Below are 21,774 nucleotides of genomic sequence, written 5' to 3'. Positions count from 1 at the left end.
CGCTGCGCGTCGCCCTCTGACCATGAAACTGGCGTGCCCTGAGGCCAGAGACACCAAGGAAGGGCCTTGGCCGGCCGCGCCGCCCCGCACCGAAGGTGTCGTCCCCCTTGGGGGGCGCCGTGCAACGGGAAGGCGCGAAGCGACTCAGGGGGTGGTATGTCATGCCAGCGCCTCCAGGCTCAGGACCACCTTGTCGAGCAGGGCCGTGGCCTGCTCGAAATGCTCGAAGGGCGCATGGGCGATGCCCCGGCTTTCGCAGTGGGCGATGAGCTTGTACTTGGCCAGCACGAAGTCGGCCCGGCCCGAGACGCAGAAGTCCGAGGTGCTGTCGCCCACGTAGAGCACGCGGCCGTGCAGGGCCTGCTGCTCGGCCAGGCGCTCGCACTTGCAGTTGCCGCTGGCGCGCGCGCACTGCGCGCTGGCCCAGGGAGAGTCCAGGCGCCAGCTGCGCTCGCCGGTCTGCACCAGGCGGTTGGCGATGACCTGCAGATGGCCCAGGCCATGGCGCTCCAGCACATGGCGTATGGCGTAGTCGATGCCGTCGCTGACCACCTGCACCACCATGCCGAGGGCCTGGGCGGCCGCCACGAAGCCGGCAAAGCCGGGGTCGATCTCGATGGTGTCCAGGTGGGCGCGCAGCCCGGCCTCGTCCATGTCCAGCAGCGCGACCTGGCCCTTCATGCATTCGCGCGAGCCGATCTCGCCGCGCTCCCAGGCGTCCTCCAGCTCCTGCCAGCCGGGCTTGCCGAAGCGGTTGAGCAGGGTGTCGGTCACGTCCAGCAGGCTGATCGTGCCGTCGAAATCGCTTTGCACCATCCAGCCGGGGGCGGCGGTGTCCAGGTACAGGGGAATGCGCTTATTCATGAAAAAGCACCCTTACGTTCTGGCCCACGCGCACGGCGGCGGCGGGGGCCTGGTCGAAAACCAGCACACAGTCGATGACGCGCACCGGCCCGCGCTGCTGGTCGTCCTGCAGCCGCGCCGTGCCGTAGACGGGGCTGATGCGCAGCACACGTGCCGAGGGCAGTTGCTGCTGCGCGGCGCCATCGGCGTCCAGCGTCACCGTGGCCCGCATGCCTTCGCGCACGGCGGCGGCGAAGCTTTCGTTGATTTCGGCGCGAACCTGCAGCGGGCGCTGCGGCAGCAGCACCACGGCCGGCGTGCCGGGCACGGCCTGGCTGCCCGCATGGGTGGCCAGGCGCACCACGGTGCCGGCCTCGGGCGCGCGCAGTTCCTGGCGCTTGTGCTGGGCGCGCAATTGTTCGAGCTTGCGCTGTGCCACCTGGGCCTCGGCCGCGGCCACGTCGATCTCGGCCTGGGCATCGCGCAGCGCCTGCGCGGCCTCGTCCACGTTCTGTGCATCGGCGGCGCCCTCGCGCGCTGCGGCCTGCCAGCGCGACAGGGTCTGCTTGAGCTGGGGCAGGCGCGCGGCGCGCGCCTTCTGGCGCGCCTTGGCCAGCTGGGCCTCGGACTCGGCCACGGCCAGGTCGGCCTGGCCGGTATCGTCGGCCAGCCTCAGCAGCAACTGGCCCCGCTGCACGGACTGGCCTTCCTTGACGGACAGCTGCTGCACCACGCCGGCAACGGCGGGCGACAGGTCAAGCAGGCCGCCTTCGACCTCGATCTTGCCGCGCGCCACGGCCACGGCCGCCGGGCCGTTTTGCTGCGCCTTGGCGCTGACCTGAGCGGCGTTGGCGGCAGCGTCGTGCGAAGGACCGCAGCCCGCCAGCAGCGCGGCGGCGGCCAGCGCCGCAGCCAGACCGGCAGTGGAAGCGGCAAAGCCGCTCATTGGGTACTTCATTCTTTTTCCTTCAACGGAGAGGTCTGGCGCCAGTCGCTGCGGATGGCGCCGTCCTCCATGCCGAGCACGCGGTCGGCATGGCGCACCAGGCGTGGGTCATGGCTCACGCACAGCACGGTCGTGCCATGGTTGCGCGCCGCGCGGTGCAGGATGTCGATGACGCGCTGGCCGCTTTCGGCATCCAGCGCACTCGTGGGTTCGTCGGCAAACAGCAGCTGAGGCGCCTTGGCCATGGCGCGGGCGATGGCCACGCGCTGCTTTTCGCCGCCCGACAGTTCGGCCGGGCGCATGTGGGCGCGGTGGGACAGGCCGACCTCGTCCAGCGCCTGCTGCGCGCGGCGCAGGGCCTCGTCGCTGCGCAGGCCCATGTAGCCCAGGGGCAGCTGTACCTGCTCGATGGCCGTCAGCGCCGGGAACAGGTTGAAGCCCTGGAAGACGAAGCCCGTGTGGCGCAGGCGGAATTTCTCCAGCGCCCGCGTGCCCAGCTTGCCCAGGTCCTCGCCCAGCGCCATGGCGTGGCCGCTGTCGGGCGCCTGCAGGCCCGACATCAGCGACAGCAGCGTGCTCTTGCCGCAGCCCGAGGGCCCGGAGATCAGGCTCAGCTCGCTCGGGTACAGCGACACCGAAAGGCCTTGCAGCACCTGCACGCTGACCATGCCCGACAGAAAGGACTTGCACAGGCGCACGGCCTCCAGGCTGGGTGCCGTGCGGGGCGCCGCCGTGGGCGCGGGGGAGTGGGCATTCATCACGTTCATGGCGTCTGGCCGTCTTCAGCGCAGCAGCGTGGCCGGGTCGGCGCGCAGCAGGCTGCGCATGGCGCCCAGGCCCGACAGCAGGGACAGCACGGCCACCAGCACGGCGCAGGCCAGCACGGCCGATGCGTTCAGCGCCACGGGCACGCGGTAGGCCATGGCCAGGGCCAGCAATACGGCGCTGGCCAGCGCGGCCATCACAAAGCCCAGGCCGCCGATCCAGCAGGCCTGCTCGACCACCACGCGGCCCAATGCCGCGCGGCTCACGCCCAGCGCGTTGAGCACGGCGTACTCGCGCGAGGAAGCGGCCACCACGGCCTTGAGCGACTGGCTGGTGACCACCGAGCCCACCAGGCAGACGATGACGGCCATGAACAGCACGCCCGCGCCGGCACCCGTGTCGAACATCCAGTAGCGCTGCGAGCGCCGCGCGAATTCCCTGGCCGTCCATGCCTCGTAGGGGCCGAAGCTGGGCGTGGGCTGGTTCAGGCGCTGCTTCACGGCCTTGGCCGAGGCGCCCTGGCGCACACGCGCCACGAAATAGGTGCTGCCCTGGCCGGGGTCGCCCGCAATCCCGCGGGCCGTGGCCAGCGAGGCCAATACGTTCACGCCGCCCAGGCCACGCAGGCCGTCCACGGCGGCCACCACTTGCACGCGGTGGTTGTTGACCCAGGCCACACCGCCTTCGTTGGTGCCCAGCGTCTGCAGGTCGGCCCGGTCCACGATCACGGCGCCGGGCTCGCGCAGGCGCTGGCGCTGCCAGGGCTGGAGCACGTGGGAAAACAGCATGGAGGCGTCATCGGTGGCAATGCCCGACAGGTAGACCGACACGCCGCCGCCGTGCTCGCTCGCCGCGCCGCCGGCCGCCGAGTCCGAGCGCCAGTCGCCATCCACCCAGACATAGGGCTCGACCGCTGCGACATCGGGGTCCATGCGCAGGCGCATGTCCACGTCGCGGCCGATGGTGCGGCCGAAGTTCACGCTCTGCGTGCCCGGGTAGCCGATCCACAGGTCGGCCGAGGAAGCCGTCACATACAGCGCGGCCGAGCCGAAGATGCCCAGCACCAGCGCGGCCTGCATGGCCAGCAGCACGCCGGAGAAGCCCACGGCGAAGACGGAGGGAATGAAGCGGCGCCACTCGTGCACCAGCGTCTTGCGTGCCAGGGCGATCATGAGGGCGCCCCTTCTGCCCGTGAGGCCCGCGGCGCCATGCCGCTGTCGGCATCGTCCTTGTCCTCGGCCGGCAGCGGCGCGCCACCCAGGGCCTTGTACAGCGCCACGTAGGCCAGCGCATGGGCGGCCAGGGCCGTGGTCTGCTCGCTGCGCGCCTGCAGCGCGGCGCGCCGGGGCGCCAGGCCGCCGAATTCGCTGGCCAGGCCCAGCTTCAGGCGCTGGTCCTGCACGCGCTCGCGTTCGGCCAGCACCTGCTGGGTGGACTGCAGCGAGGCGATGCGCTCGCGCTGGGCGTCCAGCGCGGCCAGCGCGGACTCGACCTCGGCCACGCCGTCGAGCACGCTTTGGCGGTAGGCCTGGACGGCGGCCTGCAGCGCCAGCTCGCTGGCGTCGGCCTGCGAGCGGCGGCGGCCCCAGTCGAACAGGGGAATGTCGATCTGCGGCCCGAAGGTGGGTGCGTTGTCCTGCGTGGTGCGAAAGTTCTGGGTGATGTTGAACGAGTACAGCAGCGAGCCACCGAGCACGAAGCGCGGGTACAGCGCCGCATGCGCAATGCCCTGCTCGGCTGCAGCACGCTCCACGGCAGCCTGCGCCACCTGGATGTCGGGGCGCGTGCGCAGCAGGTCGGCCGGCAGGGCGGCCACGCCCAGTGCCTGGGCACCGGGCAGCGGGGCCTTCGCATCGGCCTGCAGCCACTGCGCCTCGGGCCGCGTGCGGCCCAGCAAGGCGGCCAGCATGTGGGCGCTGCGGGCCTGGGTTTCGCGCAGGCTGGCACGCAACGCCGCGCTCTGGCCGGCCTGCAGTTGCAGCTGGTGCACGGACTCTGCCGTGCCCAGGCGCTGCTGCTGGCGCACCTGGGCCAGTTGCAGGGCACGCGCATCCAGCAGTGCCTGCTCGTCGATCAGGGCGCGCTGGCGCTGGGCCATGCGGATGTCCAGATAGCGGTGGACCACATCGGCCACCAGGGCCACGCGGGCCGCCTGCAGGCGGCCCCGTGCGTCAAGCACGGAGGCGGCGGCATTGCGCTCGCCGGCCTCGCGGGCGCCGAACAGGCCCAGGTCCCAGCTCACGTCGATGCTGGCGTGGAAATACGAGTCGATGGCCGCAATGTCCTGCAGCGTGCGCGCACCGGCCGTCAGCACGGGCTGGAAGGCCGATCCGGCCGTGCCGGCCAGCAGGCGCTGCTGGCGCAGCCGCGACTGTGCCTGGGCCAGGTCCAGGTTGGCGGCCAGCGCCTCGTCCACCAGGGCGTCGAGCGCCGCATCGTCCCAGGCCTTCCACCAGCCCTGCAGGTCGGGCGCGGCGGCGGCCCCTGCGGCCGGCACGGGCTGCGTCCACTGGCCCGGGACCGTGCCGTCCAGCTGCGCAGGCGGCGGCGAGGAGCAGCCGCCCAGCGCCAGGACGGCACCCAGGCACAGGCAGGAAAAGCGGTGCGTCGCGGCGGCAGCAGTGTTCACAGGGTGGGCAGGGGCAGTCGGAAAGAAGGGTGGAGGGAGCCGGCGGGCCCGGGGGACCATGCCTCCAGGAATGTCCATTGGACGCGGCCAAGCTTGCGGCAGGTTGCAGGCTTTATGGAGGGAATATGGAGACATGCGCGGCAGCGGGCATCACCCCATAATGCGCTTTTGAAGCCGCCTGCGGCGGTCTGAGGCAACGCCGCAGGCCCGCAGCGACCGGCCCCGGTGCCTGCCATGAATACGTCCACCCAGCCCGCCACCACCCCCCTCGTGCTCGTCGTCGAAGACGAGCCCGCCATCGCCAGCATCCTGACGGCCTATCTCGAGCGGGATGGGCTGCGTTCGCGCATGGCCTCGGACGGACAGGAGGCGCTGCAGCTGTTCCGCCAGCTGCGGCCCGACCTGGTGCTGCTGGACATCCACCTCCCCGGCATGGACGGCATCGACGTGCTGCGCGCCATCCGCGACGACAGCCAGACGCCCGTGATCATGGTCACGGCCCTGGCCGACGATGTGGACAAGCTGCTGGCCCTGCGCCTGGGCGCCGACGACTATGTGGTCAAGCCCTTCAACCCGCCCGAGGTCGTGGCCCGCGTGCGCGCCGTGCTGCGCCGCACCCAGGCGCGCAAGAACCCGGCGCCCGCGCCCATCCGCGTGGGCCCCATCGAGATCGATGCCGAGGCGCACAGCGCCGTGGTCTACGACAACGAGGGCCGCGCCCTGCCGCTGCCCCTGACGCTGACCGAGTTCCGCCTGCTGGCCTGCCTGGCGGCCCAGCCCCGGCGCTGCTTCTCGCGCTCCCACCTGATCGAGCACTGCCTGCCCGAGAGCGATGCGCTGGAGCGCGTCATCGACTCCCACCTGTCCAAGCTGCGCCGCAAGCTGCAGCTGGCCGGCCAGGAAGGCCTGATCGAGACCGTGCGCGGCATCGGCTACCGGCTATGGCCCTGGGACTGAGGCCCAACCGCATCTGGGTGCGCTTCGGCCTGTGGATCACGGCCACCGTGCTCAGCACCATTGCCCTGCTGGCCATCGGCGTGCTGGTGTTCTCGGAGATCCAGTACCGCGATTTCTACAGCAGCCTGCCGCCGGCCGTGCAGATCGAGCTGGACGAACTCAACGCCCAGTCGCTGGAAGACAGCCCGCGCGCCATGCAGATCTACGGCCAGTACTGGACGGGCGATCTGCTGTTCGGCGAGAAATGGTCCCTGGTCATCGGCCTGCTGGTGTGCCTGCCCTTCGGGCTGGCCGTGGGCTTCTGGGTCTCGCGCCTGGTAACGCGGCCCCTGGCGTCCATGGTCGAGGTGGCCAAGCGCGTGGAGCTGGGCGACTTCAGCGCGCGCGCCCTGCCCGGCAAGGCGCATGGCGAGATGGCCGAGATGGTGGTGGCCTTCAACCGCATGATCGATTCGCTGGAGACGCTGGAGACCGAGCGCCGCGCCACGGCGGCCTCGATCTCGCACGAGCTGCGCACGCCGCTGACCGTGCTGCAGGCGCGCCTGCATGCCATCTGCGACGGCGTCATCGCCGCAGACGACACCGAGCTGAACACGCTGCTGTCCCAGGTCGAGCACCTGGGCCGGCTGGTGGGCGACCTGCACACGCTGTCCATGGCCGATGCCGGCCAGCTGTCGCTGCAAAAGCAGCGCCTGGACCTGGCCGAACTCGTGGCCGAGACGCTGGATCACCTGCACCCCCAGCTCCAGCAGCATGGCATGCAGCTGGAGATGCACCTGCCCGCGCCCAGTGACATCGGCATGGCCGACATCCGTGCCGACGCCGACCGCATGCGCCAGATCCTCTCCAACCTCGTCAGCAACGCCATCCGCCATGCGGCCAGCGGCGCATGGCTGGGCGTGGCGCTGACGGTGGAATCCGATATCGAAGGCCACGCCTGGGCCGTGCTGCGCATCAGCGATGCAGGCCCCGGCCTGCCCAGCGAGCTGCGCGCCCACCCCTTCCAGCGTTTTGCCCAGGTGCCCGGCAAGCGCCGCCGCGAGGGCTCGGGCCTGGGCCTGTCCATCGTCAAGGCACTGACCGTGTCCCAGGGCGGCAGCGTGCAGGCCGACGACTCCGAGCAGGGCGGCGCCCGCTTCACGCTGCGCTTTCCGCGTGTCTGATCCTGCGACTCGACAGGGCCGCTGAAGGCCGCTGGAACCGCTACGCGGACGGAGCCTGCGCCTCGCGCAGCAGCGCATGGATGGCCCAGCCCAGCGGCGCGCGCAGCTGCGGCAGCGTCTGCTGCGGCCCCAGGGCCAGCAGCGACTGCGACACCCAGCCATAGGTCAGCGTGTGCAGCAGCCGTGCCAGGGGCTGGGCCGGCTCGGGCAGTGGCGGATCGCAGTCCTGCAGCGCCATGGCCCATAGCTGCACATAGGCCTGGTAGTGGCGACGAAAGGGCTCGGGCGCGGACACCTTGCGCTCCAGCATGAACAGCACGGCCCACATCGGCGCCTCGCGCGCAATGCCATCGACCAGGGTGTCCAGCAGGCGGTCCACGCGCGTGGCCAGCGGCATGCCGGCACTGTCCTGCAGCGTTTGCAGCCCCTGGGCGTGCAGGGCCTGCACCTGGCGGTGGATGCACATGGCCGCCAGCGTGTCCATGTTGCCGAAGTATTCATAGAAGGTGCCCAGGCCCACGCCGGCCACGGCGGCTACCTCGCGCACCGTGGTGCGCTCGTAGCCCTGCTCGATCACAAGCCGAACAAAGGCGTCCTGCAGCGCCTGCGACGTGGCCTGCGCGCGCGATTGCAGGGGGCGGCGCCGCACTTTGGGCGGCTGCGGCTGCTGCCTTGAAACCCGAACACCTTTGCTGGGCATTTTTCCTAGACTTTTGCGTTGAGACCAATGATCACGGAGACACGCATGAGCAACGGCCAGACATTGCAGAGCTGGGACACGCACGAGGTCCTGAACCAGTTCGACGAATACACCGATTTCAACCTGCTGGAGGCCGACCCCGCCCTGGCCGAGGCCCTGCAGCGCAGCGGCGCCGCACGCCACATCCCTTCGCTGTCGCGCTATGCGCAGCAGCTGGGCGAGCGCGCCACCTGGGAACTGGCCGAGCAGGCCAACCGCCACACGCCCGAGCTGCACCGCTTCGACGCGCGCGGCCGCATCATCGACGCCGTGGAGTTCCACCCGAGCTGGCACACGCTGCTGGGACTATACCGGCAGCAGGGGCTGATCTCCCTGCCCTTCGAGGACAGCAGCGCGGGCCGCTGGAGCGCCTGGGCCGCAGGCTTTTACCTGCACGGCCAGGTCGAACAGGGCACGCTGTGCCCGGCCACCATGACCACGGCAGCCATCCCGCTGCTGCAAAAGGAACCGGCGCTGTGGAAGCAGCTGCAGGGCAAGCTGTTCAGCCACGAATACGATCCGCGCGACCTGCCCGTGGCCGACAAGGCATCGATGTGGCTGGGCATGGGCATGACCGAGAAGCAGGGCGGCTCCGACGTGCGCGCCAACACCACGGTGGCCATGCCGGTGCACGCCGGCGGGCGCGGCGGCGAGTACCTGCTGCGCGGTCACAAGTGGTTCTTCTCGGCACCCATGTGCGATGCCCACCTGGTGGTGGCGCGCATGGGGGAAGGCGGTGGCCAGGCCTGCTTCTACGTACCGCGCTGGCGCCCGGACGGCAGCAGGAATGCCGTGCGCGTGCAGCGCCTGAAGGACAAGGTCGGCAACCGCAGCAACTCCAGCAGCGAGGTGGAGTTCGAGGACGCCTGGGGCATCCTGATGGGCGAGGAAGGCCGGGGCATTCCCACCATCATCGAGATGGCCACCTACACCCGCCTGAACTGCGTGCTGGGCAGCGCCGCCATCCTGCGCTCGGCCACGGTGCAGGCCCTGGCCTATGCGCGCCGGCGCAGCGTCTTCGGCAAGCTGCTGGCCGAGCAGCCGCTGATGCGCACCGTGCTGGCCGACCTGGCGCTGGAGAGCGAGGCCGCGCTGCAGATCGCCATGCGCCTGGCCCGGGCCTACGAGAACGACAGCGGCAGCGATGGCGGCAGTGGCGACCCGCTGGAGCGCGCCTGGAAACGCATCATGACGCCGGCCGCCAAGTTCTGGGTCTGCAAGCGCGGCGTGGAGCTGACGGGCGAGGCCATGGAGGTGCTGGGCGGCAACGGCTACGTGGACACGGGCGTGATGGCGCGCCTGTTCCGCGAGGCGCCCGTGAACTCGATCTGGGAAGGCTCGGGCAACGTCATGTGCCTGGACGTGCTGCGCGCCATCTCGCGCGAGCCCGACGGCGCGCAGCTGCTGCTGCAGGACCTGATCGACACGGCAGCGGGCGAGCCCGTGCTGCTGCAGCAGGCGCAATCGCTGGCGCGGCGCCTGTCCGGACCGCCTGACCAGCTCGAGGCCCAGGCACGCCGCCTGGTGCAGGACCTGGTATTGCTGGCCCAGGCCTGCCTGCTGCGCCGCCATGCGCCGCCCGCCATGGCCGATGGCTTCATCGCCACGCGCCTGGGGGCGCAGCAAGGCGCCATGGTGGCGGGCGCCTTCGATCCCGCAGGGCTGGACATCGCCGCCATCCTGCAACGCGCATTGCCGGCCTGAAGCGGCGGCAGGAACCCCGACAGAAAAACCACAAGGAGACAAGACATGAACCTGCTCGACGCCTTCGACAGCGCCGTGCGCAAGACGCCCGCCAAGGCCTTTGTGCGCGACCGGGGCGCCTCCATCAGCTATGCAGACATGCAGCGGCGCTCGCAGCGCGCTGCCGCCGTGCTACAGGCCCAGGGCGTGGGCCGGGGCGATACCGTGGCGCTGATGTGCCTGAACACGCCGGGCTTCGTCGAGGCCCTGTTCGGCGCCTGGCGCCTGGGTGCCGCGCTGGTGCCCGTCAACCACAAGCTGCAGGCGCCCGAACTGCAGTACATCCTCGACCACGCGCAGTGCAAGGCCCTGGTGTTTGACGCCGCACTCGCGCCCGTGGTCGCGGCCGCGCCGCACCCCTGCGCCCGCCTTGTGACCGAGGCGCAAGAGGCCGTCCCGGGTGTCCAGGACTGGGACACGCTGGTGGCGGCCGCCAGGCCCATGGAAGGCACGCGGCCCGCCGATGGCGACATCGCCCAGGTGCTCTACACCTCGGGCACCACGGGCCGGCCCAAGGGCTGCCTGCTGAGCCACCGCGCCGTCACGCTGGCGGCGATCACGGCCGCGCTGGGCCTGTCCATCACGCGCGAGGAACGCACGCTGATGGCCATGCCCATCTGGCATTCCTCGCCGCTCAACAACTGGTTCGGCGGCACGCTGTACATGGGCGGCACCGTGGTGCTGCTGCGCGAGTACCACCCGCAGCATTTCCTGCAGGCCGTGCAGGACGAGGGCGTGACGCTGTACTTCGGCGCCCCCGTCTCCTACTTCGCGCCGCTGCAGATGCTGCCCGACTTTGCCCGCTACGACCTGAGCAGCGTGCGCGCCTGGGTCTACGGCGGCGGCCCCATCGGCGCCGAGATGGCGCGCAAGCTGGCCACGGCCTACCGCAGCGACCGCTTCTACCAGGTCTACGGCATGACCGAGACCGGCCCCACGGGCACCACGCTCTACCCCGAGGAGCAGGTGGAGCGCGCCGGCTCCATCGGCCGCGTGGCCCTGCCCGGCGTGGACATGCGCGTGGTGCGCGACGACGGTGCGGATGCCGGCCCCGGCGACACCGGCGAGATCTGGCTGCGCACCGGCAGCGTGATGGACGGCTACCTGCACGACGCCCAGGCCACGGCTGCCGCCTTCGCACCGGGCGGCTGGTACCGCACGGGCGATCTTGCCCGCCTGGACGACGCGGGCTATCTCTTCATCGTGGACCGGACCAAGGACATGGTCATCACGGGTGGCGAGAACGTGTATTCCAAGGAGGTGGAGGACGCGCTGTCGGCCCATCCCCAAGTCGCCGATGTCGCCGTCGTGGGCCGGCCACACGCCGAATGGGGCGAGACCGTCATCGCCCACGTGGTGCCGCGCGGCGAGACCGCCCCCGATGCCGAGGCACTGCAGCAGTTCCTGGCCGACAGGCTGGCGCGCTACAAGATCCCGCGTGAATTCGTCTTTGCGGCCAGCCTGCCGCGCACGCCCACAGGCAAGCTGCAGAAGTTTCTGCTGCGTCAGGAGCGCAGCGCCACCTGAGGCGCCGGCCCCCTGCGTGGCCTACTTCACGGTCTACTTCGTGGCCTACTTCGCGGCCTTGAAATCCGACTCGCTCATGCCGCGCCGCCAATAGGCCACGACCAGCTGCTCGTGCTTTTCCAGCCCGCGCTCCTCGCGCGCCCACTGGCGCACGGCCTGGGCGGTGTCGAACTCGCCAGCGGCCCAGACGAAGCGGCTGGCGGGATGACCGGCCAACAAATCCGGCCAGCGCACGGCGCGCAGCGCGTCGATCAGCAGCGTGGTGGTGCCGGCCTCGGCAGCGCCACGGTGCAGCCAGTGCCATTGCAGGCCTGCGGGCGCCTGCACGGGCTGCTCGTCCTGCGGGCCCTGGACCTCGGCAAACACATGGCCGCGCGTGTGCGCGGGCAGGGCGGCCGCGATGCGCAGCATGGCCGGCAGGCCGGTGTCGTCGCCGGCCAGCAGCATCCAGTCGGCCGGGGTGGCCGTGCGCCCGCCGGGGCCGGTCATGCCGATGCGCTGGCCCGGCTGGGCGCGCGCGGCCCAGGCCGACCCGGGGCCGGCGTCCTCGTGCAGCACGAAGTCCACATCCATCCAACCATTGGCGCCGCCCGCCTCGCTGTCCACGCCATCCACACCCATCGCACGCATGGTGTACGTGCGCATGTCCAGACGCCTGTCGCCCTCGGGCAGGCGCAGCAGGCCGCTGGCCGACAGCGTGGGCCACTCGGGCTCGGCCACGCCCGGCTGCGGAAACAGCAGCTTGACGTGGATGTTGCTGTCCTGCGCATAGCGTGCCATGTCGTCACAGGCAAAGCGCACGCGGCGCATGTGCGGCGTGAGGTCGCGCACGGCCAGCACCTGCAGCTCGCGGAAGGCCGGGGGACGAAGCATTGCGGCGCCGTCGCCGTCCCAGGCCAGCGCGGCATCGGCGGCGCCCGTGGCCCCCAGCAGCAGGTGGGCCAGCATGAGCTTCATGTCCTGCAGCAGCTCCACGCCGGGCGCTGCCACCTCGGCATGGATCTGTCCGTCCTCCAGCCACAGCTGGCCCCGTCCGCCTTCGTAGGCCGCCACCCAGCGTGCACCTTCACGGCGCACGGCGATGTCGTGTTCCAGCATGTGTTCGACCACGGCGGCCATAGCCTCGTCGGCGCGCTCCGAGCGCACCGAGGTGCGTGCCTGCAGCAATGTCATTCGGGGTTTTCCTTTCGTTCGATGGATTGCAGCACCGCCCGATGGCTGCGTGGTTTGTGCCAGCTTCGCCGACGTTTGCGCCACGCGCCAAGGCCCGCGGCACACGCCCTCAGAGCCGGGCACGCACCAGCTTGGGAGAGATGCCGAAGCGCCGCTTGAAGGCGGTGGAGAAATTGGCTGCGCTGGTGTAGCCGGCCGCATGCGCGACCTCGGACACATTGCAGCCGGTCTGCTCCAGCGCGGCCCAGGCGCGCTCCAGCCGCTGTTCGCGCCGGTATTCGTCGATGCTCGAGCCATAGGCGTGGCGGAACTGGCGCTGCAGCGCGCTGGCGCTCAGGCCCACCTCGCGCGCGATCTCGGCCAGCGTGCGGCAGCCGTCGCCGCCGCTGTCCAGCAAGGCCTTGAGCCGCGCCATGCGCCGGTGCTCGCGTACGCCCAGCACGCCCGGCACGGTCTGCGCCGGGTCGGGCTCGACCACGTCGAGGGCCTGCAGGGCTTCATGCACCAGCTCCAGCGTGCGGCTGGCCAGCAGCAGGGGCGCCGAGCCCTCGCGCGCCAGCTGGATGATCTGCTCGGCCACCGCCACGGCACGCGGCGAGGGCTGCCAGGGCTGTATGGCCAGCACCTGCTGCTCCATCCAGTGGCGCAGCATGGCGGGCGCCGCCCTCGGCAGGGACTGGGCGGCGAACCATTGCGGCTGCACGGTGATGCTGAGCTTGCGCTCGAACTTGCCGCGCCGCCAGTGGCGCGTGAACAGGTCGCCGGGCCGCGAATGGATGACGGCACCGCAGGCCTGCGCATGCGCGCCGGCGGGGCTGGAGGGTGCCACCTGCAGCTGCAGGCCCTGGTTGCCGAAGGCCACGTCCACGCAGCCTTCCAGCAGCACGACCAGGTGCAGGCCCGGCACGGCCGGAGAGCGCGTGCTCATGGTGCGCAGATCGCGCGCCTCCACGCCATGCAGCCAGAGCCCGGGCTGGACCTGCCAGGCCTGCAGGTGCCCGGCCAGCAGCGCGTCCTGGGCCGTGACCTCGGCATCGAGGATGCGGTAGTCGGGCCCGGTGAAATCGCAGGCACGCAGCGTGCCCCGCCCCAGCCAGCGCGGCGGGCGTGCGGGGGGTTGGACAGAGGAGGAAGCCATGGCCAGCCGGAGCGTTGCGCGCCCCACAGACAAGAATGATTCTTATTTTAAGGCACGCAAGGCTGCGGGCGCCGGCCGCGTCTGTACACCCCGCAGGCGATGAGACATAAAATGCGATTCATTCGCATTTGACACTCCGAGGTGCCTCGCATGCCCGCCGTTCCCCCTGCCGCCACCGACACGGTGCAGACCCTGTACCTACAGCACCATGGCTGGCTGGTGGCACGCCTGCGCCGCAAACTCGGCTGCGGCTGGGATGCGGCCGATCTGGCGCAGAACACCTTCGTGCGCGTGCTTGCGGCACGCGACCTGCCGCTGGACCGTTTGGCCGAGCCGCGCGCCTACCTGACCACCATCGCGCAGCGGCTGCTGTCCAACCACCTGCGCAGGCGCCAGATCGAACGCGCCTACCTCGATGCCTTGGCCCTGCTGCCCGAGCCCGTGACGCCGCCACCCGAAGCCCGGCTGATGGTGCTGGAGACACTGGTCGCCATCGACCGGCTGCTCGATGGCCTGCCCGTGGTGGCGCGCAAGGCCTTCCTGCTGTGGCGCCTGGAGGAGCTGACGCAGGAGGAGATCGCGGACCAACTGGGTCTCTCGCGCACCAGCGTGCGCCGCCATCTGGCCGCAGCTGCCACACGCTGCTACTTCGGCCTGGCGGATTGATGGCAGACCCCGCTGCAGCCCCCATACCGCCCGAGGTGGCCCGGCAGGCCGTGCACTGGCTGCTGGAACTGGGCCTGGAGCCCGGTCCAGGGACCGAACAGTTGCACCGCCAATGGCAGATCTGGCTGGCAGCCGATCCCCTGCATGCGCAGGCCTGGCAGCGCATTGCCGGCATCGACGGCCAGTTGCGGGGCCTGCCGCCCGCCGTGGCACTGCAGACACTGGCCGCACGCGGCATGGGCCGGCGCCATGCGGTGCGGCTGGCCGTGCTGCTGGCGGGGGGCGCAGGCGGCTTGCTTGCCGCGCGGTACACCGCACCGGGCGAGCGGGCCTGGCAGCAATGGGCCGCCGACCTGTCCACCGCCACCGGCCAGCGCCGCGAGGCCGTGCTGGCCGATGGCACCCGCCTCATGCTCAACACGGCCTCGGCCGTGGACTTGCGCTATTCGGAAAGCGAGCGCCTGATCGTGCTGCGCGCAGGCGAAATCCTGGTGCAGAGCGCGTCCGACACTGCCCACCGCCCCCTGCGCGTGCGCACGGCCGAGGGCACGGTACGCGCCATCGGCACGCGCTTCACGGTGCGCCAGCATGAGGGCGCCACCGCCGTGGCCGTGCTGCAGGGCGCGGTGGAGCTGCAGCCCCTGCATGGCACGGCAGCCGCAAGCCGCCTGTCGGCCGGGGAACAGGGCCGCTTCACCGGCACCCGGACCAGCCCCGCCACCCCGCTGCCCGACAGCGCCGGCGCCTGGAGCGAAGGCATGCTGGTGGCCGACGACATGCCGCTGGAGGACTTCATCGCCGAATTGGCCCGCCACCGGCCCGGCCTGTTGCGCTGCACGCCCGAGGCAGGCCGGCTGCGCGTCTCCGGCGCCTATCCCCTGGCCGACACCGACCGCGTGCTCGCCGCACTCACGCACACGCTGCCCGTGCAGGTGCGCAGCCGCACCGGCTGGTGGGTGACGGTGGAGCTCAGCGACTGAAAGCGCTATCCCCTCAGGAGCGCCATCGCCAGCGCAGACGGCAGACAGCGCGCCATCCCTCCAATTTCCTTCAAAAAAAGCGGCCATTTGTGCCGCCGTGCGTGTCAAGCCCCTCAGACGCACTGCGCCGCGCGCGCCGTGCCGCATCTGCCACCGACCATCCGAGGGAACCGACGCATGAACCGCCAACCATCCAACCGACCATCCATCCCGCGCCGCACCGCCTGGGCCGCGCACCTGCTGTGTGCCGGCCTGGCCGTCTGGACCGCCACGGCCTTGCCGAAGGCCCTGGCCCAGACGGCCGCCGCCGGGGCGGCACGCAGCCATGCCATTGCGCCGGGCCCGCTGGCCGCGGCCCTCAACCGGCTGGGCCGGGAGTCCGGCATGCTGATCAGCTTCACGCCCGAGATGGTGGCCGGCCTGCAGAGCCCGGGCGCCAGCGGCAGCCTCACCCCCGTCCAGGCGCTCGATGCGCTGCTGGCAGGCACCGGCCTGCAGGCACGCCCCCAGGGAGATGGCAGCATGACGCTGCAACGCATCCCCCAGGCCTCCGCGCCCGTCCCGGGCGCCACCCTGCCCCAGGTGCAGGTGACCGCCTCCGCGCCCGTCAGCAGCCTGACCGAAGGGACCGGGCTGTATGCGGCCCGCAGCACCGCGGCCGCCACGGGGCTGGCGCTGGCGCCCCGGGAGACGCCGCAATCGCTGGAAGTGGTCACGCGCCAGCGCATGGACGACCAGGCGCTGCGCTCCCTGGCCGATGTGTTGCGCACCACCACCGGCGTATCCGAGAGCGCCTATGACAGCGAGCGCTCATCCTTCAGCTACCGCGGTTTCAGCGTGGACAACTACCTCTACGACGGGGTGGCCACCGCGTTCGAATCGCCCTACTCTGCCGGAGAGGGCGAGTTGGACGCCATCCTCTATGACCGGGTGGAGGTCGTGCGTGGCGCCACCGGGCTGCTCACGGGGGCGGGCAATCCCGGCGGTTCGGTGAATCTCGTGCGCAAGCGCGCCGGCAGCCGCACGCTGACCGGCTCCGTGGCGGCCACGCTTGGCTCATGGAGCCACTACCGCAGCGATGCCGACCTGTCCGCGCCACTGAGTGCCGACGGCCGCATCCGGGGCCGCATCGTGGGCTCGGTGCAGCGCAGCGACACCTTCATGGAGCGCCAGAAGAAAAACAAATCCCTGCTCTATGCCACCGTCGAGGCCGACCTCACGCCGCAGACCCTGTTGCGCGTGGGCATGGACCACCAGAGCAACCGTCCCCGCGCCTCTTCCTGGGGCGGGCTGCCGATCTGGTTCACCAACGGCCAGCCCATCGACTGGAAACGCTCCACCAATCTCGCTCCCGACTGGGCGCGCTGGCAGACCACCACCCAGACCCAGTTCGCCGTGCTGGAGCACCAGTGGGACAGCGGCTGGAAAACGCACCTGGGCTACACGCACAGCAAGCAGTCCTATGACGCACCGCTGGCCATGGCCCTGGGCAGCATCGACCCGCAGACCTGGCAGTCCGGCAGCGGCACGCCCTACATCTTCCGCTACACAGGCCACCGCGAGCAGCATGCGCTGGATGCCAAGACCGAAGGCAGCTTCGAGTGGCTGGGCCGCGAGCATGAACTGGTGCTCGGCGCCACGGCCTCGCGCCAGAGGCAGTTCATCATGGGCACGCCGGCCGCGCAGAGCGCCTCCTACGAAGACAGCATGCTGGACTGGAACGGCTCCTACCCCGAACCGACCTGGGGCGAGTCCTATGTGGAGTCCGATATGGCCACGCGGCAAACCGGCGCCTACGCGGCCGTGCGCCTGTCCCTGGCCGAACCGCTGAAAGTCATCCTCGGCAGCCGCTACTCGGTCTGGGACAGGAATACGCAGGACCGCTTCACGCAGTTCACGCCCTATGCAGGCGTGGTGCTGGAGCTGGGCCATGGCCTGTCGGCCTATGCCAGCCACACCGACATCTTCCAGCCGCAAAGCCAGATGGACCGCCGGGGCCGCTATCTGGACCCCGTGATCGGCAAGAGCCGCGAAATCGGCCTCAAGGGAGCCTTCCTGGAGCAGCGCCTGCAGGCCAGCGCCGCCGTGTTCGACATCCTGCAGGACAACCTGGCCCAGGTGGACACCAGCGCCACCACGCCCGACGGGCTGGCCCAGGCCTACTACGGCGCCAAAGGCGCCAGAAGCAAGGGCTTCGAGGCCGAGATCGCCGGCGAGATACGGCCCGGCTGGCAGGCCAAGCTCGGCTACACGCGCTACGACATCAAGGACGCGCAAGGCACGCCGCTGAGCACCACGCTGCCGCGCAACATCCTCGACCTCTTCACCACATTCAAGCCCGGCGGCCCGCAGGCCAGGCTCACGCTGGGAGCGGGACTGCGCCGCCAGGGCAGCATCTGGGGCCTGGCCTGGGGTGCGGACGCCAGCGGCACCGTGCTCCAGCGGCGCAGCGAACAGGGCAGCTACACCCTGGTGAACCTGATGGCGCGCTACGAGTTCGATGAGCGCACCGCGCTGCAGTTGAACATCCACAATGCCTTCGACCGCAAATACCTGAGCCAGGTGAACTTCTACAGCACCAAGTCGTATGGGCCACCGCGCAACCTGCTGGTGACCCTCACCCACAAGTTCTGAAGGGCTGCCCGCAGGCGCTCCGCCGTGCGCCACAATGCGTGATGCTCAGCCTCCAAGACATCCAGAACGCCGCCGGCCGCCTGCGCGGCGCCGTGCTCGAAACGCCCTGCGTGGAATCGCGCACGCTGTCCCAGATCACGGGAGCGCAGGTCTATCTCAAGTTCGAGAACCTGCAGTTCACGGCCTCGTTCAAGGAACGCGGCGCCCTCAACAAGCTGGCCCAGCTCTCGCCCGAGGAGCGCGCACGCGGCGTGGTCGCCATGAGCGCCGGCAACCATGCCCAGGGCGTGGCCTACCACGCGCAGCGCCTGGGCGTGCGTGCCGTCATCGTCATGCCGCGCTTCACGCCGGGCGTGAAGGTGGAGCGCACGCGCGGCTTCGGCGCCGAGATCGTGCTGCACGGCGACTCCCTGGCCGAGGCGCGCCAGCATGCCTACACGCTGGCCGAGCAGCAGGGCCTGTGCTTCGTCCACCCCTATGACGACGAGCAGATCGCGGCCGGCCAGGGCACGCTGGCGCTGGAGATGCTGGCCGAGCAGCCCGACCTGGACCAGCTCATCGTGGCCATTGGCGGCGGCGGCCTGATCGCGGGCGTGGCCACGGCGGCCAAGGGGCTGAACCCGGGCATCGAGGTCATCGGCGTGCAGACCCAGCGCTTTCCGTCCATGTTCAATGCCGTGCGACAGGCCGGGCTGCCCATGGGCACCTCGACCATCGCCGAGGGCATTGCCGTCACCCAGCCCGGCGCGATCACGCAGGAAGTCGTGTCACGCCTGGTGGACGACATGCTGCTGGTCGATGAAGGCGACATCGAGCAGGCCGTGCTCATGCTGCTGGAGATCGAGAAGACCCTGGTCGAGGGCGCGGGCGCCGCAGGCCTGGCCGCACTGCTGCGCCACCCGCAGCACTTCGCGGGCAAGAAGGTGGGGCTGATCCTGTCGGGCGGCAACATCGACCCGCTGCTGCTGGCGGCCATCATCGGGCGCGGCATGGTGCGCTCCGGGCGGCTGGCGCGCATCAAGGTCAGTGCGCGCGACGTGCCCGGCGTGCTGGCGCGCATCACGGCCACGGTGGCGGCGGCGGGTGCCAATATCGAGGAAGTCCACCACCAGCGGGCCTTCACCATGCTGGCCGCGCAAAGCGTGGAGATCGAGCTGGTGCTGCAGACGCGCAACAAGGCCCATATCGACGAGGTCATTGCCGCCCTTCAGGCCGAGGGCATGCAGGTCAACGCCGTCTAGAGCCCTAGCAGGCCCCTGGCCCTTGTGTCATGGCTTTCCCCGAAGGCGCTGGCGGGCAGGCCTGCCTAGAATGGGGCATCCCCATTGGCAGCCAGGAGCTTTTGCATGTCGCATGATCCCGCAGCGAACCACGGCGAGCAGTCGCCCCCCGAAGACGCCACCGAGGCCATCGTCCCCTACATGCCCGTCATCCTGCCCCTGGCGGGCGCCGTGATGATGTTCCTGCTGGCCTTCATCGCCGTCAACATGGCCTGATCCGGCCTCTTCGCCCACTGCACCGAGCCCCGCTTTGCGGGGCTTTTTGTTTGCCTATGCAATAGGCAGACAGACAAAGTATCTTGCATATTTCAATGCATAGAATGCATAGTTTTTGCCATTCGTTTGCTGACAAATTCGTGACCGCTCCCTAGAATCGAATCCCCAGCCGGTGCGCCGCCAGCTTCCGCCAGCGCCGCCTCGCCGCCCCGAGAAGAGCTTCCTTCGCGCGCCGACTGAACGAGAGCCCGTTTCTCAAAGTTGGCGCGGCAACAGGCGCGTCCCCTTTGAAAAACTGGTTTTTTCAATTGAAGGAAGCTCCGCGATGAACGCACCCGTCATGCAAGGCCTGAACATCCAGGCCCCTGCCTACGTCAAGAACAGCCGACTGATCGCCTGGGTGGCCGAGATGGCCGCACTGTGCAAGCCCGCCCGGATCCACTGGTGCGACGGCTCCCAGGAAGAGTACGAGCAGCTGTGCCAGCAGCTCGTCGATGCCGGCACCTTCAAGAAGCTCGATCCCGTCAAGCGCCCCGGCAGCTACCTGGCCTGGTCCGACCCGTCCGACGTGGCGCGCGTCGAGGACCGCACCTACATCTGCTCGGCCAACAAGGAAGACGCGGGCCCGACCAACAACTGGATGGCCCCGAACGAGATGCGCGCCACGCTGCAGCCGCTGTTCGACGGCTGCATGGCCGGCCGCACCATGTATGTGGTGCCCTTCTCCATGGGCCCGCTGGGCTCGCCCATCGCCCACGTGGGCGTGGAGCTGTCCGACAGCGCCTATGTGGCCGTCAACATGAAGATCATGACCCGCATGGGCCGTGCCGTGTATGACGTGATCGGCGTGGAAGGCGAGTTCGTTCCCTGCGTGCACACCGTGGGCGCGCCCCTGGCCGAAGGCGAGAAGGACCAGACCAGCTGGCCCTGCAACAAGACCAAGTACATCGTCCACTACCCCGAGACGCGCGAGATCTGGAGCTATGGCTCGGGCTACGGCGGCAACGCCCTGCTGGGCAAGAAGTGCTTTGCGCTGCGCATCGCCTCCACCATGGGCCGCGACCAGGGCTGGCTGGCCGAGCACATGCTCATCCTGGGCGTGACCAACCCCCAGGGCAAGAAGTACCACGTGGCTGCGGCCTTCCCCAGCGCCTGCGGCAAGACCAACTTCTCGATGCTGGTGCCGCCCAAGGTCTTCGAAGGCTGGAAGGTCACCACCATCGGCGACGACATCGCCTGGATCAAGCCCCAGGCCGACGGCTCGCTGCGCGCCATCAACCCCGAAGCCGGCTACTTCGGCGTGGCCCCGGGCACGAACTACCACACCAACCCCAACTGCATGGCCAGCCTCGACAAGAACGTGATCTTCACGAACGTCGCGCTGACCGATGACAACGACGTGTGGTGGGAAGGCATGGACAAGGACACCGGCAAGCAGCCCGATCACCTGATCGACTGGCAAGGCAAGGACTGGACGCCCCAGATCGCCCGCGAGACCGGCGCCAAGGCCGCCCACCCCAACGCCCGCTTCACCGTGGCCGCGACCAACAACCCCGCGCTGGACGAAGCCTGGGACGATCCCAAGGGCGTGAAGATCGACGCCATCATCTTCGGCGGCCGCCGCTCCACCACCGTGCCGCTGGTGACCGAGGCCCGCAACTGGACCGAAGGCGTCTACATGGCCGCCACCATGGGTTCGGAAACCACGGCCGCCGCCTTCGGCGCCCAGGGCGTGGTGCGCCGCGACCCCTTCGCCATGCTGCCGTTTGCCGGCTACAACATGAGCGACTACTTCCAGCACTGGCTCACGCTGGGCGCCAAGATCGAAGGCCAGGGCGCGGCCCTGCCCAAGATCTTCACCACCAACTGGTTCCGCAAGAACGCCGACGGCAAGTTCGTCTGGCCCGGCTACGGCGAGAACATGCGCGTGCTGAAGTGGATGATCGACCGCCTCGAAGGCCAGGCACAGGGCGAGCAGACCGCCTTCGGCATTGCGCCCCAGTATGCCGAGATCAACTGGACCGGCCTGGACTTCTCCGCCGAGCAGTTCGCCAGCGTGACCAGCATCGACAAGGCCGCCTGGGCCGAGGAAATGCAACTGCACACCGAGCACTTCGACAAGCTGGCCCACAAGCTGCCTCAAGAGCTGCTGGTGACCAAGGCCGAACTGGAAAAGCGCTTGGGGACATAAAGCTCCCCCTGAGCGGCTACGCCGCTTCCCCCTCTCGCTTCGCGGGAGGACTGCACCCTTGGTGCCCCTTGCTTTGGGCAGCGCCAGTTTCATGGACTGTGGAAGATGCACAGAACAATGAATCCCTGAGTAGCTCTCGACCCATAGAGAAAGCCTCGCAGTGCGAGGCTTTTTTTGTGGCGTT

Annotated in this window: 18 protein-coding genes; 10 read left to right on the top strand and 8 right to left on the bottom strand. The window is 69.9% G+C overall.

From position 1 onward, the window contains the following. Positions 1 to 159 precede the first annotated feature (159 nt). The 5 genes from ACFPFG_RS18885 to ACFPFG_RS18865 are packed head-to-tail and all read right to left on the bottom strand — an operon-like array spanning position 160 to position 5,243. Positions 160 to 864: an MtnX-like HAD-IB family phosphatase gene (locus ACFPFG_RS18885; protein ID WP_197954312.1), complete on the bottom strand. Its 705-nt coding sequence runs from the start codon at positions 862 to 864 to the stop codon at positions 160 to 162. Then, positions 857 to 1,801, bottom strand: a complete 945-nt coding sequence (locus ACFPFG_RS18880) for an HlyD family secretion protein (RefSeq protein ID WP_380107808.1) — start codon at positions 1,799 to 1,801, stop codon at positions 857 to 859. Before ACFPFG_RS18880 ends, ACFPFG_RS18885 begins: the two co-directional genes overlap by 8 nt. After that, positions 1,798 to 2,556, bottom strand: coding sequence for an ABC transporter ATP-binding protein (locus tag ACFPFG_RS18875; protein ID WP_013800028.1), 759 nt, complete (start codon positions 2,554 to 2,556; stop codon positions 1,798 to 1,800). The genes ACFPFG_RS18880 and ACFPFG_RS18875 overlap by 4 nt, the downstream gene beginning before the upstream one ends. A gap of 15 nt (positions 2,557 to 2,571) precedes the next feature. Continuing rightward, positions 2,572 to 3,726: an ABC transporter permease gene (locus tag ACFPFG_RS18870; protein WP_183017501.1), complete on the bottom strand. Its 1,155-nt coding sequence runs from the start codon at positions 3,724 to 3,726 to the stop codon at positions 2,572 to 2,574. After that, positions 3,723 to 5,243 (bottom strand): efflux transporter outer membrane subunit, encoded by a 1,521-nt coding sequence (locus ACFPFG_RS18865; RefSeq protein ID WP_380107806.1) that lies wholly within the window; start codon positions 5,241 to 5,243, stop codon positions 3,723 to 3,725. The genes ACFPFG_RS18870 and ACFPFG_RS18865 overlap by 4 nt, the downstream gene beginning before the upstream one ends. Before the next feature lie 174 nt (positions 5,244 to 5,417). On the opposite strand from ACFPFG_RS18865, the gene ACFPFG_RS18860 reads away from it, so the two are divergent. After that, a complete protein-coding gene (locus ACFPFG_RS18860) occupies positions 5,418 to 6,140 on the top strand; it encodes a response regulator (RefSeq protein ID WP_183017499.1) in 723 nt (240 codons plus the stop codon). Next, positions 6,125 to 7,303 carry a sensor histidine kinase gene (locus tag ACFPFG_RS18855; RefSeq protein ID WP_380107803.1) on the top strand — a complete coding sequence of 393 codons (1,179 nt, stop codon included), beginning with the start codon at positions 6,125 to 6,127 and terminating at the stop codon, positions 7,301 to 7,303. Before ACFPFG_RS18860 ends, ACFPFG_RS18855 begins: the two co-directional genes overlap by 16 nt. Before the next feature lie 40 nt (positions 7,304 to 7,343). On the opposite strand, the gene ACFPFG_RS18850 is transcribed toward ACFPFG_RS18855, so the two are convergent. Next, the gene (locus ACFPFG_RS18850) at positions 7,344 to 8,003 is read right to left on the bottom strand and encodes a TetR/AcrR family transcriptional regulator (RefSeq protein ID WP_183017497.1); all 660 of its coding nucleotides are present in this window, start codon (positions 8,001 to 8,003) and stop codon (positions 7,344 to 7,346) included. Positions 8,004 to 8,048: 45 nt separating this feature from the next. On the opposite strand from ACFPFG_RS18850, the gene ACFPFG_RS18845 reads away from it, so the two are divergent. Together ACFPFG_RS18845 and ACFPFG_RS18840 are read left to right on the top strand one after the other, a co-directional pair. Beyond that, positions 8,049 to 9,746: an acyl-CoA dehydrogenase family protein gene (locus tag ACFPFG_RS18845; RefSeq protein WP_197954303.1), complete on the top strand. Its 1,698-nt coding sequence runs from the start codon at positions 8,049 to 8,051 to the stop codon at positions 9,744 to 9,746. A gap of 45 nt (positions 9,747 to 9,791) precedes the next feature. Then, positions 9,792 to 11,312, top strand: a complete 1,521-nt coding sequence (locus tag ACFPFG_RS18840) for a class I adenylate-forming enzyme family protein (protein ID WP_183017495.1) — start codon at positions 9,792 to 9,794, stop codon at positions 11,310 to 11,312. Between the two features lie 45 nt (positions 11,313 to 11,357). On the opposite strand, the gene ACFPFG_RS18835 is transcribed toward ACFPFG_RS18840, so the two are convergent. Both ACFPFG_RS18835 and ACFPFG_RS18830 read right to left on the bottom strand, forming a co-directional pair. Further along, positions 11,358 to 12,485, bottom strand: a complete 1,128-nt coding sequence (locus ACFPFG_RS18835) for a siderophore-interacting protein (protein WP_183017494.1) — start codon at positions 12,483 to 12,485, stop codon at positions 11,358 to 11,360. Between the two features lie 109 nt (positions 12,486 to 12,594). Further along, positions 12,595 to 13,623: a helix-turn-helix transcriptional regulator gene (locus tag ACFPFG_RS18830; RefSeq protein WP_183017493.1), complete on the bottom strand. Its 1,029-nt coding sequence runs from the start codon at positions 13,621 to 13,623 to the stop codon at positions 12,595 to 12,597. Positions 13,624 to 13,773: 150 nt separating this feature from the next. Here ACFPFG_RS18830 and ACFPFG_RS18825 point away from each other — a divergent pair, with 150 nt between their 5' ends. The 6 genes from ACFPFG_RS18825 to ACFPFG_RS18800 all read left to right on the top strand — a co-directional run bounded on the left by ACFPFG_RS18825 (position 13,774) and on the right by ACFPFG_RS18800 (position 21,590). Beyond that, positions 13,774 to 14,289, top strand: coding sequence for a sigma-70 family RNA polymerase sigma factor (locus ACFPFG_RS18825; RefSeq protein ID WP_183017492.1), 516 nt, complete (start codon positions 13,774 to 13,776; stop codon positions 14,287 to 14,289). Then, positions 14,289 to 15,269 (top strand): FecR domain-containing protein, encoded by a 981-nt coding sequence (locus ACFPFG_RS18820; protein WP_232245683.1) that lies wholly within the window; start codon positions 14,289 to 14,291, stop codon positions 15,267 to 15,269. Before ACFPFG_RS18825 ends, ACFPFG_RS18820 begins: the two co-directional genes overlap by 1 nt. Before the next feature lie 177 nt (positions 15,270 to 15,446). Next, positions 15,447 to 17,903 carry a TonB-dependent siderophore receptor gene (locus tag ACFPFG_RS18815; RefSeq protein ID WP_380107800.1) on the top strand — a complete coding sequence of 819 codons (2,457 nt, stop codon included), beginning with the start codon at positions 15,447 to 15,449 and terminating at the stop codon, positions 17,901 to 17,903. A gap of 41 nt (positions 17,904 to 17,944) precedes the next feature. Then, positions 17,945 to 19,144 carry a threonine ammonia-lyase gene (locus ACFPFG_RS18810; RefSeq protein WP_183017489.1) on the top strand — a complete coding sequence of 400 codons (1,200 nt, stop codon included), beginning with the start codon at positions 17,945 to 17,947 and terminating at the stop codon, positions 19,142 to 19,144. 105 nt (positions 19,145 to 19,249) lie between these two features. Further along, positions 19,250 to 19,399 carry a hypothetical protein gene (locus tag ACFPFG_RS18805; protein ID WP_013800017.1) on the top strand — a complete coding sequence of 50 codons (150 nt, stop codon included), beginning with the start codon at positions 19,250 to 19,252 and terminating at the stop codon, positions 19,397 to 19,399. A 325-nt stretch (positions 19,400 to 19,724) separates the two neighbouring features. After that, positions 19,725 to 21,590 carry a phosphoenolpyruvate carboxykinase (GTP) gene (locus tag ACFPFG_RS18800; protein WP_183017488.1) on the top strand — a complete coding sequence of 622 codons (1,866 nt, stop codon included), beginning with the start codon at positions 19,725 to 19,727 and terminating at the stop codon, positions 21,588 to 21,590. Positions 21,591 to 21,774 lie beyond the last annotated feature (184 nt).

The organism is Delftia deserti (assembly GCF_042653485.1).
GTDB classification, from domain to species: domain Bacteria; phylum Pseudomonadota; class Gammaproteobacteria; order Burkholderiales; family Burkholderiaceae_C; genus Comamonas; species Comamonas acidovorans.
Note: the sequence above shows the minus strand (reverse complement) of the source record. Positions and strands in the feature narration are given on the sequence as shown.

What these genes read in the sequence shown, in the direction of transcription:
- ACFPFG_RS18885 (WP_197954312.1), bottom strand. Translation starts at nt 864, where the DNA reads ATGAATAAGCGCATTCCCCTGTACCTGGACACCGCCGCCCCCGGCTGG.
- ACFPFG_RS18880 (WP_380107808.1), bottom strand. Translation starts at nt 1,801, where the DNA reads ATGAAGTACCCAATGAGCGGCTTTGCCGCTTCCACTGCCGGTCTGGCT.
- ACFPFG_RS18875 (WP_013800028.1), bottom strand. Translation starts at nt 2,556, where the DNA reads ATGAACGTGATGAATGCCCACTCCCCCGCGCCCACGGCGGCGCCCCGC.
- ACFPFG_RS18870 (WP_183017501.1), bottom strand. Translation starts at nt 3,726, where the DNA reads ATGATCGCCCTGGCACGCAAGACGCTGGTGCACGAGTGGCGCCGCTTC.
- ACFPFG_RS18865 (WP_380107806.1), bottom strand. Translation starts at nt 5,243, where the DNA reads ATGGTCCCCCGGGCCCGCCGGCTCCCTCCACCCTTCTTTCCGACTGCC.
- ACFPFG_RS18860 (WP_183017499.1), top strand. Translation starts at nt 5,418, where the DNA reads ATGAATACGTCCACCCAGCCCGCCACCACCCCCCTCGTGCTCGTCGTC.
- ACFPFG_RS18855 (WP_380107803.1), top strand. Translation starts at nt 6,125, where the DNA reads ATGGCCCTGGGACTGAGGCCCAACCGCATCTGGGTGCGCTTCGGCCTG.
- ACFPFG_RS18850 (WP_183017497.1), bottom strand. Translation starts at nt 8,003, where the DNA reads ATGCCCAGCAAAGGTGTTCGGGTTTCAAGGCAGCAGCCGCAGCCGCCC.
- ACFPFG_RS18845 (WP_197954303.1), top strand. Translation starts at nt 8,049, where the DNA reads ATGAGCAACGGCCAGACATTGCAGAGCTGGGACACGCACGAGGTCCTG.
- ACFPFG_RS18840 (WP_183017495.1), top strand. Translation starts at nt 9,792, where the DNA reads ATGAACCTGCTCGACGCCTTCGACAGCGCCGTGCGCAAGACGCCCGCC.
- ACFPFG_RS18835 (WP_183017494.1), bottom strand. Translation starts at nt 12,485, where the DNA reads ATGACATTGCTGCAGGCACGCACCTCGGTGCGCTCGGAGCGCGCCGAC.
- ACFPFG_RS18830 (WP_183017493.1), bottom strand. Translation starts at nt 13,623, where the DNA reads ATGGCTTCCTCCTCTGTCCAACCCCCCGCACGCCCGCCGCGCTGGCTG.
- ACFPFG_RS18825 (WP_183017492.1), top strand. Translation starts at nt 13,774, where the DNA reads ATGCCCGCCGTTCCCCCTGCCGCCACCGACACGGTGCAGACCCTGTAC.
- ACFPFG_RS18820 (WP_232245683.1), top strand. Translation starts at nt 14,289, where the DNA reads ATGGCAGACCCCGCTGCAGCCCCCATACCGCCCGAGGTGGCCCGGCAG.
- ACFPFG_RS18815 (WP_380107800.1), top strand. Translation starts at nt 15,447, where the DNA reads ATGAACCGCCAACCATCCAACCGACCATCCATCCCGCGCCGCACCGCC.
- ACFPFG_RS18810 (WP_183017489.1), top strand. Translation starts at nt 17,945, where the DNA reads ATGCTCAGCCTCCAAGACATCCAGAACGCCGCCGGCCGCCTGCGCGGC.
- ACFPFG_RS18805 (WP_013800017.1), top strand. Translation starts at nt 19,250, where the DNA reads ATGTCGCATGATCCCGCAGCGAACCACGGCGAGCAGTCGCCCCCCGAA.
- ACFPFG_RS18800 (WP_183017488.1), top strand. Translation starts at nt 19,725, where the DNA reads ATGAACGCACCCGTCATGCAAGGCCTGAACATCCAGGCCCCTGCCTAC.